This window comes from Flavobacterium aquidurense (genome assembly GCF_031458035.1).
Lineage (GTDB): Bacteria > Bacteroidota > Bacteroidia > Flavobacteriales > Flavobacteriaceae > Flavobacterium > Flavobacterium aquidurense_C.
In genome coordinates, this window is the sequence record NZ_JAVDXR010000002.1 from 137,020 (window position 1) to 154,810 (window position 17,791).

The following is a 17,791-nucleotide window of genomic DNA, read 5'->3' on the forward strand; positions in this document are numbered from 1 at the left end:
TTAGGATTATGAAAAACGAATTTAAAAAAGGTTTTTATTTTAAGTCGTACGAAGTCCCATTTCAGTCTCCGTTTGAAAAGCTTTTTGGTATTTTTAAAGAGCTTATCACCCATACTTCGGGTGATTTTGATGAAGCAATAGACTGGCTTCGGGAGTTGGATAAAGAATATAAACTGACGGACGAGAACTACACAATCGATGATTTTATCGAAGATTTAAAAAAGAAAGGTTACATAAAAGACGAAGCAAAACCAGATGGAACAAGTGGGTTTGGAATTACCGCTAAAACTGAAAGAGCAATAAGACAACAAGCGTTAGATCAGATTTTTGGTAATTTGAAACGTTCCGGAACTGGAAATCATAAAACCAAGCATGCCGGAAATGGCGATGAACATACTGGCGAATTTCGTGAATTTAATTTTGGTGACGGTTTAGAACGAATTGCCTTAACTGAGAGTCTGCGCAACGCACAAATCAACAATGGTGTAGAAAGTTTCATGCTGACCGAAAATGATTTGGTTGTCGAAGAAACGCAATACAAAGCCCAAATGAGTACGGTTTTGATGATCGACATCAGCCACAGTATGATTTTATATGGCGAGGACCGAATCACGCCAGCGAAAAAAGTAGCAATGGCTCTAGCGGAATTAATCACAACACGTTACCCAAAAGATACATTGGATATTTTGGTTTTCGGAAATGATGCATGGACGATTCCAATCAAAGATTTGCCTTATTTACAAGTTGGTCCTTATCATACAAATACAGTCGCAGGACTTCAGTTAGCGATGGATATTTTACGCAGAAAGCGAAATACCAACAAACAAATTTTCATGATTACCGACGGAAAACCAAGTTGCGTGCGCGAACGTGACGGTTCCTATTATATGAATAGTAACGGTCTCGATGAATACATCGTAGATAAATGTTACACACAAGCACAACAAGCCCGAAAACTTCATATTCCGATTACAACTTTTATGATTGCAAACGATCCCTATTTACAGCGTTTTGTAAATCATTTTACTGAAGCCAATCAGGGAAAAGCATTTTATACCGGACTAAAAGGTTTGGGTGAAATGATTTTTGAAGATTATGAAACAAATAGGAAAAAACGGGTTAGGTAATTTAAAGGTACTAAGATGCTGAGGTTCTAAGGTTCTAAGATTTTATACACAACGCATATCGTAGAGGCGCACAGCAGTACGTCTCTTCACCGGTAAGACGCACTGCTGTGCGTGGCTACAAAAACATAAAAAACAAACAAATTGAATTTTAAATCATTTAATCTTTCAATTTCTAAATCATTAATATGAAAATAGATAACATAAAAACGTTAGGTCAATTAAAGGCCTCGGGATATAAGAGCATCAGTATTAAAGACGAATTGCGAAATAACCTTCGTGAGAAAATTAAATCGGGAGCAACAGTTTTTGAAGGTGTTCATGGTTTCGAAAACACTGTAATTCCAGAATTGGAGCGCGCTATTTTATCGCGACATAATATCAATTTATTAGGACTTCGCGGTCAGGCCAAGACCCGATTGGCGCGTAAAATGATTGAATTGCTGGACGAATATATTCCATTTGTTTCGGGTTCCGAAATCAATGACGATCCGTTCAGTCCGATTTCACGTTTTGCAAAAGATGTTATAGCTGAAAAAGGTGATGAAACTCCAATTTCGTGGCTGCACAGGAGCGAGCGTTTCTTCGAAAAACTAGCAACGCCAGATGTTACCGTTGCGGATTTAATTGGAGATGTTGACCCAATAAAAGCAGCAAATCTGAAATTGTCTTACGCAGATGATCGTGTAATTCATTTCGGGATGATTCCGAGAGCGAATCGTTCTATTTTTGTCATCAATGAATTACCCGATTTACAGGCCAGAATTCAGGTAGCTTTATTTAATATTTTGCAGGAAGGCGATATCCAGATTCGAGGTTTTAAATTAAGAATGCCTCTTGATATGCAGTTTGTCTTTACGGCAAATCCGGAAGATTACACAAACAGAGGAAGTATCGTAACACCGCTTAAAGACAGAATTGGTTCTCAAATTCTGACACATTATCCTGAAAGTATTGCGATTGCCAGAACGATTACAGAACAAGAAGCAAAACTGGACGAAACGCAAAGTGATATTGTATATGTTCCAAATTTAGCCAAAGATATTCTGGAACAAATAAGTTTTGAAGCACGTGACAGCGAATATATCGACAACAAAAGTGGGGTAAGTGCCAGAATGAGCATCACGGCTTTTGAGAATTTAATAAGTACAGCAGAACGCAGAGCACTTCGAGCTGGAATTGATGAAACAACTTTACGATTATCTGATTTTATCGGAATCATTCCTGCCATTACTGGTAAAGTCGAATTGGTGTACGAAGGAGAGCAGGAGGGAGCGGCGGTTGTAGCTCAGAATTTAATTGGATCTGCAATTCGAACTTTGTTTCCGGATTTCTTTCCTAAAATTGAAAAATTAGAAAAACCTGGCGAAAAAACACCTTATTCTGATTTGATAGAATGGTTTTTTGCCGAAAGCGGTTTCGAATTATTAGACGATGCTTCAGATGCTGAATATAAAAGTATTCTGGATGAAGTAACGCCCTTAGACACTTTATTGAAAAAATATCAGCCTCAATTAGATAAAAAAGATCATTATTTCATGAAAGAATTTATTTTATGGGCCTTGGTCGAATATAAAAAACTAAGCAAAGACCGCTTTGCACAAGGACATCAGTTTAAAGATATGTACGGAAGTTATATAAGTAAATTATAAGTTGTACATATGTTAATTGTGAGAAGTGAGATGTGAATTGTCAGTATTATTTGTTACTTATAATTTACATCTCACTTCTCACTTTTCACAATTTACAAAAAATAAGTGATTACCAGTTTAATTTCCTCTACCTTGCTCCGTTGGCTGTATTTGCAGTCTTTCCCAAAATAAAAATGGTAGAGAATTTTGAAGATTTGATTGCAAGTTATATCGAAAATAAAGTAGGCATTTCAGAGCATTTTTTAAGCAAAGAACTAGCTGATAATCTTAAACGAAATCTACTTGATTTAAATGAGAGAAGTTTACTGTCTGAGGCTGGAATAGGGAATTCTGAAAAGCTTTCTTATGATGGCGCAATTCGAAGTGATTCGATTTACTGGCTGGATAAAAAACACAATAATGTTTTCGAAAATGAATTCTTCGCACAAATCGATGCTTTCATTCTTTATTTAAATGAAAGTTGTTACGCCGGAATTACGGGTTACGAATTTCATTATTCTTTATATGAAAAAGGTGATTTTTATCTGAAACATTTAGATCAGTTCAAAAATAATCCGAGCCGGAAATATTCCATGATTAGTTATTTAAACAGTAATTGGATAACATCTGACGGCGGAGAATTGATGATTCATCAGGAAAATAACAACCAAAAAATTTCGCCAACTCAGGGCAAAACTGTTTTCTTTAAAAGTAATGAGCTGGTTCATGAAGTTTTGGTCACTCAAAATACCCGAATGAGTATTACGGGATGGTTGAAAAGTGAATAATATCTCTTTTTTGAAGTAGTAAAACAGATAAACCTTATTTTTGTATTCAAAAATTAACCCTATGTTGTATCTGGTTCTGAGTATTATTTGTAGTGTAGTTGTGGGTGTTATTTTCAAAATGACCCGTCGCTATAAATCAAATCCAATTCAAATTGTTGCTTTCAATTATGTTTTTGCGCTGATACTCTGCTATTTTGTTTTTAGTCCGGATTTGACTTTGGTTGATGCAAACGCACCGTGGAATATTTATCTTGCAATAGGTCTGTTATTACCGGTCGTTTTCCTGTTTTTGATTGCATCCATCAAGTATATGGGAATTGTAAAAACGGATGCCGCCCAAAGATTATCACTTTTTATTCCGATACTGGCCGCCTGGCTTATTTTTAAGGAAGAATTCAATACTTATAAAGTTATAGGACTCATAATTGGATTTGTTGCGCTGCTTTTCATCTTAAAAAAACAATCTGAAAATTTTCAGAATAAATGGATTTATCCAGCCGCAGTTTTGATAGGTTTTGGAGTAATAGATATTCTTTTCAAACAAATTGCCCTTTATACAACATTACCTTATGCTACTTCTTTATTTGTAGTTTTTGATATTGCACTAGCTGTTTCTTTACTTGCGGTCATTTATGATACTGTTCTTAAGAAGGTAAAATTAGAGCCTATAAATATCGTTTTTGGTGGTTTGGTTGGACTTTTTAATTTCGGAAATATTTTGTTTTACCTTAAAGCACACAAGGCATTTTCAGAAAATCCTTCTACTGTTTTTGCCGGAATGAATATGGGCGTGATCATTTTAGGAAGTTTAGTTGGTCTGCTTTTTTTTAAAGAAAAATTATCTAAAATAAACTTTACAGGAATCTTTTTAGCCTTAATTGCCATCTTTTTTATTGTTTTTTCACAATTTAAGTGATTTTTTTTCGTAGTCTAATTCGCTAATTTACAAGTCGTTTACTAATAAGATTGAAATTATTTAAAATAAACTCGACTAATTCTATAGAATTTATAAAAATATATTTGTAGATTTGCCTCAACAATGAAATACTCTAGTCAAAATATCATTCCGTTTATGTGCAGCTTCACGATGTGTTGCATGATGAACTATGCAATGAGATGGCGTTAATAGAAAATCACTTGTTAGTTATTTTTTTTTTTTAGCCTTTCATGCACCATGAAAGGCTTTTTTTAGAACTATTAAAAAATCAATATAATGAGGTCAAATAGAAATACAAATAGTATGATGCTGTGCTGTCTCATGAAAATTCCATGTTGTCGAATGCAGTAATTATGGATAAAATAAATCTCTTTTGAAAACAATTTAAGAGTTGTTTTAAAGGAAAATGTAAACAGAACCCCAATTAAAAAGATATATATTATGAGTGCAGAAATAATTAAACAGAACCCCTTTCAATCGATGATTGATCGTTTTAATATCGCAGCGGATATTCTTAAATTAGATGATTCAATCAGATTAAAATTACAGCGACCTGAAAAACAGATTGTTGTTAATTTTTCTATTACGTTAGATAATGGAAAACAACAAAACTTTGAAGGCTATCGTGTTATTCACAATACCGCCTTAGGACCATCTAAAGGAGGAATCCGATATGATAACGCTGTCAATCTTGATGAAGTAAAAGCACTTGCTGCCTGGATGACATGGAAATCGGCAGTGACTGGAATTCCATTTGGAGGCGCAAAGGGCGGAATCATTTGTGACCCAAGAACACTTTCTAAAACAGAGTTAGAGAAAATTACCCGGGCATACACTAAAGCCTTAGCCGATATTTTCGGACCTGAAAAAGACGTTCCCGCACCAGACATGGGAACTGGTCCTGACGAAATGGGCTGGTTAATGGATGAATTTTCATTAGTTCATGGCAAACCAATTCATGCTGTCGTGACCGGAAAACATTTGCATTCAGGAGGATCGCTGGGCAGGGTAGAAGCAACCGGAAGAGGTGTGAGTATCATTACGCTATTGGCTCTTCAGAAATTAAAATTGAGACCGGCCAGATCTACTGTAGCTATTCAGGGTTTTGGAAATGTTGGTTTGCATTCGGCTTTGTTTTTATTCGAAAAAGGATTGAAAGTGGTTGCCGTTAGTGATGTTTCAGAAGCTTTTTACAATCCGGAAGGGCTTAATATTCCGGAGCTGATTTTGTACTACAATCTCAATAATAAAAGTATTAAGGGGTATCCCAATTCGGTTGTTATTAAACATGAAGAATTATTGCTTTTAGATGTAGATGTGCTAATTCCGGCTGCCAAAGAAGATGTCATTACGCAAAAAAATGCAAGCGACATCAAAGCTAAAATTATTGTTGAGGGTGCAAACGGCCCGGTTTCATCAGATGCCGATAAAATATTGCACGACAATAATGTTTTGGTTGTTCCTGATATTTTGGCGAATGCCGGCGGCGTAACGGTTTCTTATTTTGAATGGCTTCAGAATTCACTTTTAGAATCATGGAGAATTCATCAGATTAATACACGTTTGGAAGATATTTTGGAAAAAGGTTTTGAAACGGTTTTCAGAATTGCGCTAAAACATAACGTGACACCACGAATTGCAGCTTATGTTATTGCTTTGCAGAAAGTTGCTGAAACGCAAGCTGTAAAAGAAGTGGCTTTGGAAGCTCCAAAATTTAAGCAGAATTAGAAATTTTGCCCCAAAAAACAGATAAAGACACTTCCGATAGTTAATATCATTTTAGAAAGTAAAATAGGTGTTAATTTGTGGAAATGTCTTTAATATTTATATCGAATTGTATTTGAGTTTTTTAAGAATATAAAAAGTGATTTTTAAAAATGGAACATATTAATTTTCTTGCCTTCGCAATGCCTGCTTTTTTTCTTTTCTTGTTTTTAGAATATAAATTGGCACAGCGCAAAAAAAGACCTGAAATTTTTAATTATGAAAGTTCAGTTTCGAATATTAGTATCGGAATTGCGGAACGATTGATTAACTTATTTATCGCCGCAAGTTTTTATCAATTGTATTATCTTATCTATGATAATTACAGACTTTTTGAGATTCCAAGCAATATTTTTGTTTGGTTTGCATTAATTCTTGCAACAGACTTTGTTTGGTATTGGTACCACAGATTGGGTCACGAAGTCAATTTTTTCTGGGCAGCGCATATTGTGCATCATCATAGCGAAGAATTTAATTTTACGGCTGCAGCCAGAATTACTACTTTTCAGGCCATAATAAGAACCGGATTTTGGTGTGTTTTGCCTTTTATTGGTTTTCATCCAACGATGGTCATCACGATGCTGATTGTTCATGGTGCCTATTCTTTTTTTACACATACACAGCTTATCGGCAGTAAAAAATGGCTGGAGTATGTCTTTGTAACGCCTTCAATTCATGGTGTTCATCATGCTTCTGACGAAAAATATCTCGATAAAAATTACGGGGATATGTTCACATTTTGGGATCGTCTGTTTGGAACTTTTATGGAAGAGGAAGAAAAACCAAAATATGGATTGACGCATCCGCTAAAAAGCTACAGTTTCTTATGGCAGCATTTTCATTATTATTTTGAAATTTATGAATTATGGAAACGCTCAAAAGGTTTTAAAGCACGCTGGAAGGCAGTTTTTGGAAGTCCGGCGCATATGGATCAGGATATTCGTCCAACACTGGAAAAGCGTTTTCTACAGGATAAGGCTAATCCGCATCAGAGATTGAGATTCCGAAACTATCTTTACATCCAGTTAGGAATCTGTACTTTATTTTTAACAGTTTTCACTTATTATTTTGAGTTATTAAATGTTCTTGATAAAGTTTTTGTGTTGTGTTTTATTCTGATAACATTAGTTAATTGCGGCGCTTTATTAGAACAGCGAAAATGGATGTATTATCTTGAATATGCCCGAATTTTTATGATATCAACCTACTTTTTATATGAAGAAAATTTAACCTCATTTTTCTTTGTTCCGCTGGCAATAATGATTTTTGCCGAGCAGTTGTTTTCTCTTAGTACACGTTATCAAAATGTAGTATTGCAGTTAGAGAGTGCTGAATAAAAATGTTTGCCACAGATTAAAGGATTAAATTGATTTTTTAATTTATCATATAGAGTCCCATCGGGACGTCATATCTATAGAAATGTTTAAATTATGTAATCGAGCCCTATCGGGGTGGTATATTTCGCTCCGCTGGAGCTTTTATGCAAAATGTCTTAGATATTTACTATAAACATAATGCTCCGCTGGAGCATCCAAATAAAATCCTTTTAATCCTTTAATCTGTGGCAAAACTTTTAAACCTAAATCGTCTTGATCGCCATAATCTTCTCCTCAAAAGTATCTTTAAAATCAGATTTGCTTTTGATTCTCGTTTTATACGTATAAATGGTAGCTACAGAAAGTTCCAGGAATTCTGCCATTTGGCTACTGTCCTGAATACCCAATCGGTACAAGGCAAAAATGCGAAGTTCAGTGTTTAAAAGTTCCCCTTTTTTAACGATGCATTTATGATCATTAGGAAATAAATGATTGAAATCAGTCACAAAAGTAGGGAACAATTTTAGGAAGATTTCATCGAATTGGTGAAAAAGATTCTCACGTTCTTCCTTCACATTATATCGTTTTAAACTCGCAATAACTTCATCTGTTTTTTTGGTGATGATTTTATGAAGCGTGCTTTTCTGGATATGATCAATTTTATTAATGAATGCTGAAGTTGCCTTAATAAAATACGTAATGTATTCTTCTTTAATCGCATTAGCTTCGCTTAAACTGATGTTCATTTCCTGCAGTTGCGCATATGAAGAAGCCATTATTTTTCGCGCTTTATTTCTTTCTTTTAATTGTTTGAAGATGATAATCAGAAACAAAACAATGATAACGGTCAGAATTGTCAGGAGAATAATGATTCTTTCCAATTTATCATTTTTGTCTTTTACATTGTTCAATTGTGCTTTTTCGATAATCGGCAAGATCGACGAAATTTCAATTTTTCGATGTCTGGCATTATAGAAAGTCGCGTCATCCATCGCGATATTGATGTATTCATTGGCCTTATCCAAATAACCCATTTTAAAGAGCTCGTTGGCTAAATTCCGAAGTGCAACCGTTTCTTTGGTCGCATTCTTAACATCGGCGATAGCGGCAAGAGCCAGGTAATAAATGGCTTTTTTAGTATAGCCCCTTTCCGAATAAATATACCCGAGACTCGAGGTCGCGATTCCGTAATAATTCGGAGGTAATTTGTAGTTGTTAATCCAGTAACTAAAAGCAAATTCGGCACCACGCCAGTCTTGCTGTTTCAATCGCTTTAAACTTTCGGCGGCCCAATATTCATTTGTATTTGTTCCAATCAATTCTAATGCTTTTTTCAGAAAGTGATTTCCCTGCTGTACGTAATGAATGTTAAATCGCTGATCCTTATTATAATCGGCTAAATCATAATAAGCACGGGCTTTAATGGAATAATATTCGAATTTGTTTTTCTGATCGAGTTTCTGGTCATCAATTACGTTTAAAGTATCGATGGCTTCTTTAAAAAGTCCTGATGATAGTAGGACGAAACCTTCCTTAATTCGGCTTTTAGCTAAATACTTCGGATCTTTTAGCACAATGGCTTTGACTTTTGCTTCTTCTAAATAATAATAAGCTGAGTCGTATTTAAAAGATTTATATTCATCAAACAAAGCCATGTAAGTATTATAAAGCTGCTCGTTATTCTGGCCAACATTAAATTTGGATATGTTTCTCTTCAAAGCTTCTATTTTACGATACTTCTGTTTTAAGTAAACGTCTTTTTTAAGAAGTGCTTTATCTAATTCTTCCAGTACAGGATTTGTCTCTTTCGCAGTTAGAGAGAAACCTGCAATAAAAAAAAATAGAATGATTATTCTTCGCATGGTTGGTTTTGGTTAAGGGTAAAATTCTTTTTGATTGCTTTGAGTTAATTCGTTTTAATTCGGGATAAAGCTTTTGTGATTGATGATGAATTACTTAAAGATTTGGTAACCTTATTTATAACAAAGCTATAAAATTTGATTCATCGCACAAAAATAAGATCTAAATGTTAAAAGTAGTCTAATAATTTGCAATTATACAATAAAAAGCAATTATATATATGTATAGTGAAAAAAACATTGACTTTAATTTACATATTGTCATATTTGCCATTATTTATATGCTGTTTTTTATCTCAACAGCGTCTTGATTTTTATTATTGTAAAAATATTATAATTAATTGATTTTTAATTAATTGAATTAAAAAATATTTGAATTACATCTTGATTTTTATCAGATATTTTTTTTTAGGTTTTTTTAACATCTAGCTTCGTTCTGTCTTAAAAGAGATAAAAAAAACTAACAAACAAACCACAAATTTTATGAGATGTAAAAGTATTTATTGGTTAGCTGTTATGATGTGTTTTTTAGCCATTGGCTGTGACAATACAGATGACGGAAGCTATGTTGATCCAATTACCATTTATGAGAAAGTAAATGGAGACTGGGGATTAACAAATTTGAAAATGGTTGATGAAGCTGCGAAAGCAAATGCCATTCAGCCAAACGAAGAAAACTTGAGTACGTATTTTAACTACGAGGATTTTAAAATCCGCTTCAGCGTAGATGAAAACAACAGACCAACAAGTTATGAAGTTATGGGAAATGTTCCTCCGTTATTTGCTCCGAAAGGATATTGGGAACTTAGCTCAGATTTTCAACAGACCAACGCAAGTGCAGTAAAAATCTATTTGTACAGCGACGCTAAAAAAACACAAAAAACAGATGAACTTCGATTGACATCGGTTCCGGGAAGCAGTGACGAAATGGAATTTCAGTTAGTGCATTCCTCTAACGGAACTCCTTTTGTGTCTTATGTATTCAAATTAAATGCTATTAATTAAGAAGTAATATGAAATCGCCATGATTCCAAATTACAAACTAGAACGTAGAATGGCGATACTATATTCCGATAAAAAAAATATTAAATACATATGAAAAAGTTTATATATACAATTTTACTTGCCCTTTTGATGGCTCCTAATTTTATTCAGGCACAGGAAAATGCCGGAGCTGTAGGCAGTATTACATCATTTCCTGTAGTGTACAAATACGATGAAAAAGTGACATGGTATTTTGATCTTTCAGGAACTACATTTGCAGAAACCGAAGATATCTATATTTGGATTTGGTCACCATCTGAGCCAGATGCGGGACATTGGGAAAACTCATCCGATTTTGCAAAGCTGAAGTATGAAGGAAATAAAGTTTGGAGTTTTACTTTAACGCCAACTGTTTATTTCTCTAAAACTCCGGACGAAATTGCAGCAAGTGCGGGATTTTGGCTTCGTTTGAAAAACAAAAACGGATCAAAACAAAGTGATGTCGCTAATGTAGCATACACCGATTTCTCCTCGTTTTACACTGCCAATGAGTTAATCAGAGCGTATCCTACAAAACCAACAATCGATAAAGGACTTAGTATTTTATTCAATTCTAATTTGATTCCCGGGTTTGCAGGCGCAACAAGCGTACACATGCACAGCGGATTGAATGATTGGGCAATTTTACAGGAATATCAAGTTTGGGTTCCTGAAGTTGTTGAAAAAACAAAACTTAAAGATTTAGGAAACGGTTTCTATAAAATGGATTTGATTCCGAAAACATACTTCAATGCTCCAGATGGTTTTGTAATGGAAAAGATGAATTTTCTGTTTGTAAAAGATGAGTGGGCTGCTACAACTCCGGATCAGGTTTTATTTGCCGGAGAATACATTCCGCCACCACCGCCAGTATTCGGATTTTTTCCTTTACAAATCAGTCAGAAAGATTTTCTGGGAATGTCTCGTAAAAATAACGAGCCGGGCGTAAACAAATTAATCTACACTATTAACGCCGGCAGCAAAGTAATTTCTGGTGAATTTACCGGAGGAACAGCCGAGATAAAAGGATTTGTCAATTTGGTTTCTGAACTTAATGGAATTCCTAATTTAACTGAAATTCATGTTTTGATAAAAGACAACAAAGACAAAACGATTTCGGATACTACAATTCCGCTAAAAACTTTAGACAAATAATTCACTATCAAATAAAAACATCAAAATGAATAGTAAAAATAAAAAAATAGTCCTACATCTAATGTGGACTACTAAAACTGTGGTATTCATGATTTTCATGCTTTTTCTTTCGGCAGGAATGTTTGCTCAGGATAAAAAGCAGGTATCAGGTACCGTTTATGACAATACCGGGAATGTATTGCCGGGTGCGACGGTTATTGAGGTGGGGACAAAAAATGCCACCACAACAGATTTTGACGGGAAATTTATACTGAATGTAGCCGTAGGAGGTTCGATAGAAGTATCATTTATTGGCTCGACAACTCAAAAAGTTCAGATTACTTCATCAACAAAACCAAATATCGACGTTCGTTTGCAAAACGATGGCTATCAACTTGCAGAAGTACAGGTTGTATCTGTTGGTTATGGAACTCAAAAGAAATCTGATTTAACAGGAGCAATTTCAACGCTTAAAGCTGATGATTTAGTAAAAGGATCACTTTCATCTACAGAACAGGTTTTGCAAGGAAAAGTAGCGGGATTAAATGTTATTCGTCCTTCGGGAGATCCTGCAGCGGGTTCGACTTTACGCTTACGCGGAGGAACATCATTAACTGCAAGCAACAGTCCGTTAATCGTGGTTGACGGTATAGCCGGGGTTGATATTAATGTGGTACAGCCTTCTGATATTAAATCTGTAGACGTTTTAAAAGATGCTTCGGCGACAGCGATATACGGATCAAGAGGAGCAAATGGAGTTATCATTATTACCACAAAATCTGGGACAAAAGGCGTTTCAGTTACGTATAGCGGATTATCAAGTATTGGGTATGTTGCTGACAATTTAGATCTTTTATCAGCAAACCAATGGCGAGGCTACGTACGCCAAACCGGAAATAAAGACGCAATTGATTATGGCGGAAATACAAATTGGCAGAAAGAATTAGAACAAACTGCTATTTCGCAATCACATACTTTGAGCATTAATTCAGGTAAAGCAGACAGCGGTTTCAGAGCATCGATTTCGTATTTAAATAATGAAGGCGTTATCAAAACTACAGGATTGGAGAGATTAAGCGGAAACGTTAGTGCGTATCAATATCTTGGAGACAATAAAGATGTAAAATTTGATATGGGTTTATTTGCCAATATCGATAAATGGCATCCGTTAGATTATAGAATTTTTGAACGTTCTTATAATTTAAATCCAACAATTCCGGTTTACGATGCTAATGGAGAATTTACTTCGGTTGGAGGAACAATTTATGAGAATCCGGTTGAGATTTTAACCAACAGAACAGTTGATAATGAAAGACACAGACTTTTAGGATATTTTAAAACTGAGGTTAAATTTTTAAATGATTTTACGGCTGTAGCCAATATTTCTTTGGAGCATAATGCAGTTCAGGGAAGTACTTACAAACCATCGTACGCGGTTATGGAAGGAAGAACTGAAGACGGTTACGCTCAAAAAACGTATGCAGAATACACTAATGCACAAGGGGAACTTTACGTAAATTACAATAAAGTTTTCGGAAAACACAATGTTAGCGCTTTAGGAGGATATTCATATTTAGAAAATATTTACGAAGGTTTTGGTGCGCAAAGAAGTGGTTTTGTAACGGATGCTTTTAGCTATAATAATTTAGGTGCAGGATACAATTATCGTTTAGGAGATGTGTATTCTTATAAAGGAAAATCCAATTTGGTTTCATTTTATACTCGTGCAAATTATAGTTTCGACGGTAAATATTTATTCACTGCAACAGTAAGAAGAGATGGTTCAAGCCGTTTTGGAGAAAACAATAAATGGGGAACTTTCCCGTCAGCTTCTGCGGCATGGAGAATTTCTAGCGAGGAATTTATGAGTTCTACAAAAGACTGGCTGGGTAATTTGAAACTAAGAGTTGGGTATGGAGTTACAGGAAATCAGGACGGAATTGGCGAATATAAATCACTTTCGATTTTAGGAGTTGGAAATGACAGTTACTACGATCCGGTTACGGGAACATGGAGTTTGGCTTATTCTCCAAAACAAAATCCGAATCCTGACTTAAAATGGGAATCTACAAAACAATTGAATATTGGTGTGGACTTTACTTTGTTTGACAGAATCACGGGTTCATTCGAATATTATTCTAAAAACACAGAAGATTTACTATACACGTACGAAGTGCCTCAGCCTCCATATTTAGTAGGAACGATGCTGGCAAACGTTGGAGAAATGTCAAACAAAGGAGTTGAGCTTACGCTGAATGCAGACATCGTTAAAGGAGATAAATTTACATGGAATGCAAATTTAACTTTAGGACACAACGTTCAGAAAATCGAAAAACTGTCTAATACAACCTACGAAACAGATGTAATTAACAGCGGATCTTTACACGGATTAGCAGGTATGTCAGGACAATATTCTCAAATTATTGCCGAAGGATATCCTGTTGGAACTTTCTGGGGATTCAAAAATGCTGGGCTTGACGCCGATGGAAAAATCCAATACTATAATAAAGCGGGCGATGTAGTTGCCGAAAGCGCTTTAGTAGATGATGATAAAACAGATTTAGGAAATGTTCAGCCTGATTTGACTTTAGGAATTGGAATGAATTTTACGTACGGAAATTTTGATCTTGGTTTTTCAGGATACGGAATGTTTGGTCAAAAAGCATTAAATGCTACGAATATGATGCTAAACGATCCGAACAGATTACCAGCTTACAACGTTCCCGATGCTTTCTTGGGAAGCGGTATTACATCTGCTCCAAAATATTCAGATTACTGGATAGAAGATGCTTCTTTCTTTAGACTTCAGTCACTTACATTCGGATATACTTTACCGTTAAAATCTAAATCTTCAAAATTCAGAATGTATCTTATGGGAGAAAATCTGTTTGTAATTACAGGTTATAAAGGGGTAGATCCTGAAATTGGTTTAAATGCGCAAGATGGTGCAGATCAAACCGGATTAGCAGCGCCTGGAATTGACAGATATAACAACTATCCCAGACCAACAACGATTTCTGTTGGATTAAATTTCACGTTTAATAACTAAGCGAATTAACTCAAAAATATAAAAAATGAAAATCAAAATAACAGCAGCACTATTGATTAGCATGCTTTTTACGATATCATGTACCAATTTAGATGAACAATTATATGATAAAGTAGAGGATGGGGATTTTGGAAATACTCCAAAAGAAATTGATGCATTGGTTGGTGGCGCGTATTCTTCATTAAGAGGATTTGCAGACGGAATATCGAACAATTATCCAACCTGCGAATATGTATTCTTTTTAAATGAAACCGTTTCAGACGAAGCTACAATCCCAACAAGAGGAACAAACTGGTACGATGGCGGACAATATCAGGATGCACAAAAACATACCTGGAAAGCAGATAACCGTATGATTCTCTCGGCCTGGCGTTACAACTACACCGGAATTGCAAAAATCAATTCTATCATTTATCAAATCGATAAATCGAATTTGACTGACGCTGCAAAAGCACCAATTTATGCCGAATTAAAAGCGTTAAGAGCGTATTACTATTACAATCTTTTAGACTTATTTGGAAATGTGCCAATTGTAACCAATTTCGAGGATACAGCTTTACCATCAAATTCAACTCGTAAACAGGTTTATGATTTTGTGGAAAAAGAATTGTTGGATGCTATTCCGCATTTAACTTCAAACGTAGTATATTCTAAATTGACTAAAAATGTAGCCTATTCGATTTTGGCAAGATTATATCTGAATTCAGAAGCTTTTATAGGAACAGCACGTTGGCAGGATTGTATCAATATGTGTCAGAAAGTAACGGGTTATACTTTAGCTCCTGATTTCTTCGCCAATTTTGCTACAGAAAATCAAAAATCACCAGAAATCATTTTTGCTATTCCTTACGATTCAAAAGCTGGAACTGTTGGAAATTATATGTCATCAATGTCTTGCCATTACTTGCATAAATTGACGCTTTCTGCCATTGGAGATTATCCTTGGAGCGCTAACGGAATGTGTGCTCAGCCTGGCGTTTATTCTGCTTTTGCAGATACAGACAAAAGAAAAAAATGTATGGTTGCCGGAGATCAGATCAATTTAGCAACAGGACAAGTTATCATTATGGATAGCGGAGAACCTCTAACTTATACTGAAGAAGTGACAAGTGTTGCCGACGCAAAAGAAAATCAGGGAGTTCGTCTTGGAAAATACGAAATGAAAGCCGGTGAACAATGGGAACGCGATCACGATTTTGTCCTGATTCGTTATGCCGAAATCCTTATGATGCAAGCCGAATGTTACGTTCGTTTAGGATCGACAGATTTGGCAAAACCATTCGTTCAGCAAATAACAGCCAGAGCAGGAGAAGAAATGCCAGCAACACTTGATCTTCATTTTATCGATCAGGAATTGCTTAAGGAATTTACTTTTGAAGGAAGAAGAAGAACCGATAACATTCGTTTTGGAACATTCTTCCTGCCATGGTGGGAAAAAGGTGCAACTGAAAAATACAGAGCGATTTTCCCTATCCCAAGCTCAGTTTTAACTACAAATAAAAACCTGAAACAAAATCCTGGTTATCCTGTGAATTAGGATATTGAATGTCAGTCTTCCATGTTGGTTAGTCGTGGAAGGCTGACATATTTTAAAGTATGTTTTTAATAGATATTAAGAGCTATTTATAGATAAAAAAAGTTTCACGCAGATTTAGCAGATTAAAGCAGATTTAATTACATGTTGTTAAAATAAATCTGCAGAATCAGCTTAAATCATTTTTAAATCTGCGTGAAATAATTTTAGCCAAAGATTATAAGGAGAAGAATGATTAAAAAAAATCTGCTGGATCTGCAAAATCTGCGAGAGAAAATTTTCGTCACAGATTAGAGGATTAAAATGATTAAAGAATATGTAATAATCTTTTTAATCAGTGGCAAAAAAACATCAACAGTTATAAAAACAAATATTATCTCAATATGAAAAGATATATCACATTATTGTTTTTTGGTATCATAAATATTTTAGTCGCTGCTGGCTGTAGTAGTAATGATGACAAAAGCTCAGACAAACCTACAGAACCAGAAACAGTTCAGCCCGTTGCGATTGAAAAAACAAACAGCACCAAAATTTATGTTCATTACATGCCCTGGTTTGAAACCAAAGAAAGCAGTGCCGATAAAAAATGGGGATATCACTGGACAATGGCAAACAAAAATCCAGATAACGTAGGTGCAAACAACCGTCGTGAAATTGCATCGTATTATTATCCGCTAATTGGACCTTATCATTCAGGCGACAAAAATGTGATTGAAAATCATTTATTATTGATGAAATATTCAGGAATTGATGGTGTTTTAATCGATTGGTACGGCACTTATGATGTTAATGATTATAGAATGGTTCGTGAAAATACAGAGCAATTAATCGCTATGTTAAATAAAGTTGGACTTGAATACGCCATTGTTTATGAAGACAGAGTAACGACAAATGTTGTTAATGCCGGAAAAGCAATTTCGGTTACAAGCGCCGCAAAAACCGATTTGGCGTATTTGCAAAATAACTATTTTGATGATGCAAATTATATCAAAGTAAACGGAAAACCTTTGCTGCTTAATTTCGGACCTATTGTACTGCAAACGCCAGCTGAATGGACAAACGTTTTTGGAACGCTCACTACAAAACCTACTTTTTTAACTCTTTGGGATCAATCTGTAGAAGCGGGTGCGAATGCCTCCGGTGAATATTCGTGGGTTTTTAAAAACAGTACCTATTTGACAAATTGGTACACCAATACAAAACCAAAACTGTCAGTAGCCATTGGAAGTGCTTATCCGGGCTTTAAAGATTTTTATGCCGAAGGCGGAGGCGGGTCAGCAATTGGATGGACCATTGAACATAACAATGGAGCCACACTCGATGAAACACTTTCTCTCGCTAAAAATGCTAATTTAAGCTACCTGCAATTGATTACATGGAATGACTTTGGTGAAGGAACAATGTTTGAACCTACCGTTGAATTTGGCTATTCTTATATTGAAAAAGTAAAAGCTTTTGCCGGTGTAAAAAATACCGAAACAGTTTTCCCTGACATCAGTAAAATGTACAATCTGCGAGTAGAAAAGAAAGGCAATGCCGATGCCCAGAAAAAATTAGATCAGGCCTTTAATTATTTTGTTTCGATGCAGCCTGCAAAAGCAAAACAGTTAATTAGTGAAATAAAATAAG

At 35.2% G+C, this 17,791-nt stretch carries 12 protein-coding genes; 11 read left to right on the top strand and 1 reads right to left on the bottom strand.

Annotated features, from left to right (window positions below):
- Positions 1 to 8 precede the first annotated feature (8 nt).
- The 6 genes from J2X17_RS03895 (at position 9) to J2X17_RS03920 (ending at position 7,581) form a co-directional block, all read left to right on the top strand.
- Positions 9 to 1,127, top strand: coding sequence for a vWA domain-containing protein (locus J2X17_RS03895; protein ID WP_310294876.1), 1,119 nt, complete (start codon positions 9 to 11; stop codon positions 1,125 to 1,127).
- A 185-nt stretch (positions 1,128 to 1,312) separates the two neighbouring features.
- Positions 1,313 to 2,776, top strand: coding sequence for a sigma 54-interacting transcriptional regulator (locus J2X17_RS03900; RefSeq protein ID WP_310294877.1), 1,464 nt, complete (start codon positions 1,313 to 1,315; stop codon positions 2,774 to 2,776).
- Positions 2,777 to 2,949: 173 nt separating this feature from the next.
- Positions 2,950 to 3,543, top strand: a complete 594-nt coding sequence (locus J2X17_RS03905; protein ID WP_310294878.1) for a 2OG-Fe(II) oxygenase — start codon at positions 2,950 to 2,952, stop codon at positions 3,541 to 3,543.
- A gap of 61 nt (positions 3,544 to 3,604) precedes the next feature.
- Positions 3,605 to 4,459 (top strand): EamA family transporter, encoded by an 855-nt coding sequence (locus tag J2X17_RS03910; RefSeq protein ID WP_310294880.1) that lies wholly within the window; start codon positions 3,605 to 3,607, stop codon positions 4,457 to 4,459.
- Between the two features lie 462 nt (positions 4,460 to 4,921).
- Positions 4,922 to 6,208, top strand: a complete 1,287-nt coding sequence (locus J2X17_RS03915) for a Glu/Leu/Phe/Val family dehydrogenase (RefSeq protein ID WP_310294882.1) — start codon at positions 4,922 to 4,924, stop codon at positions 6,206 to 6,208.
- Between the two features lie 149 nt (positions 6,209 to 6,357).
- Positions 6,358 to 7,581, top strand: a complete 1,224-nt coding sequence (locus J2X17_RS03920; RefSeq protein WP_310294884.1) for a sterol desaturase family protein — start codon at positions 6,358 to 6,360, stop codon at positions 7,579 to 7,581.
- Positions 7,582 to 7,823: 242 nt separating this feature from the next.
- Here the strand turns inward: J2X17_RS03920 and J2X17_RS03925 are convergent, their stop codons facing one another.
- Positions 7,824 to 9,422, bottom strand: coding sequence for a DUF6377 domain-containing protein (locus J2X17_RS03925; RefSeq protein WP_310294885.1), 1,599 nt, complete (start codon positions 9,420 to 9,422; stop codon positions 7,824 to 7,826).
- Positions 9,423 to 9,902: 480 nt separating this feature from the next.
- Between J2X17_RS03925 and J2X17_RS03930 the strand changes: the two genes are divergently transcribed.
- From J2X17_RS03930 to J2X17_RS03950, 5 genes are all read left to right on the top strand, one after another.
- Positions 9,903 to 10,424: a DUF5004 domain-containing protein gene (locus J2X17_RS03930; protein WP_310294887.1), complete on the top strand. Its 522-nt coding sequence runs from the start codon at positions 9,903 to 9,905 to the stop codon at positions 10,422 to 10,424.
- A 90-nt stretch (positions 10,425 to 10,514) separates the two neighbouring features.
- Positions 10,515 to 11,597 carry a hypothetical protein gene (locus J2X17_RS03935; protein WP_310294889.1) on the top strand — a complete coding sequence of 361 codons (1,083 nt, stop codon included), beginning with the start codon at positions 10,515 to 10,517 and terminating at the stop codon, positions 11,595 to 11,597.
- An 88-nt stretch (positions 11,598 to 11,685) separates the two neighbouring features.
- A complete protein-coding gene (locus J2X17_RS03940) occupies positions 11,686 to 14,625 on the top strand; it encodes a SusC/RagA family TonB-linked outer membrane protein (RefSeq protein WP_310294891.1) in 2,940 nt (979 codons plus the stop codon).
- A 25-nt stretch (positions 14,626 to 14,650) separates the two neighbouring features.
- A complete protein-coding gene (locus J2X17_RS03945) occupies positions 14,651 to 16,162 on the top strand; it encodes a RagB/SusD family nutrient uptake outer membrane protein (RefSeq protein ID WP_310294892.1) in 1,512 nt (503 codons plus the stop codon).
- A 380-nt stretch (positions 16,163 to 16,542) separates the two neighbouring features.
- The gene (locus J2X17_RS03950) at positions 16,543 to 17,790 is read left to right on the top strand and encodes a glycoside hydrolase family 99 protein (protein ID WP_310294894.1); all 1,248 of its coding nucleotides are present in this window, start codon (positions 16,543 to 16,545) and stop codon (positions 17,788 to 17,790) included.
- Position 17,791: the final 1 nt, after the last annotated feature.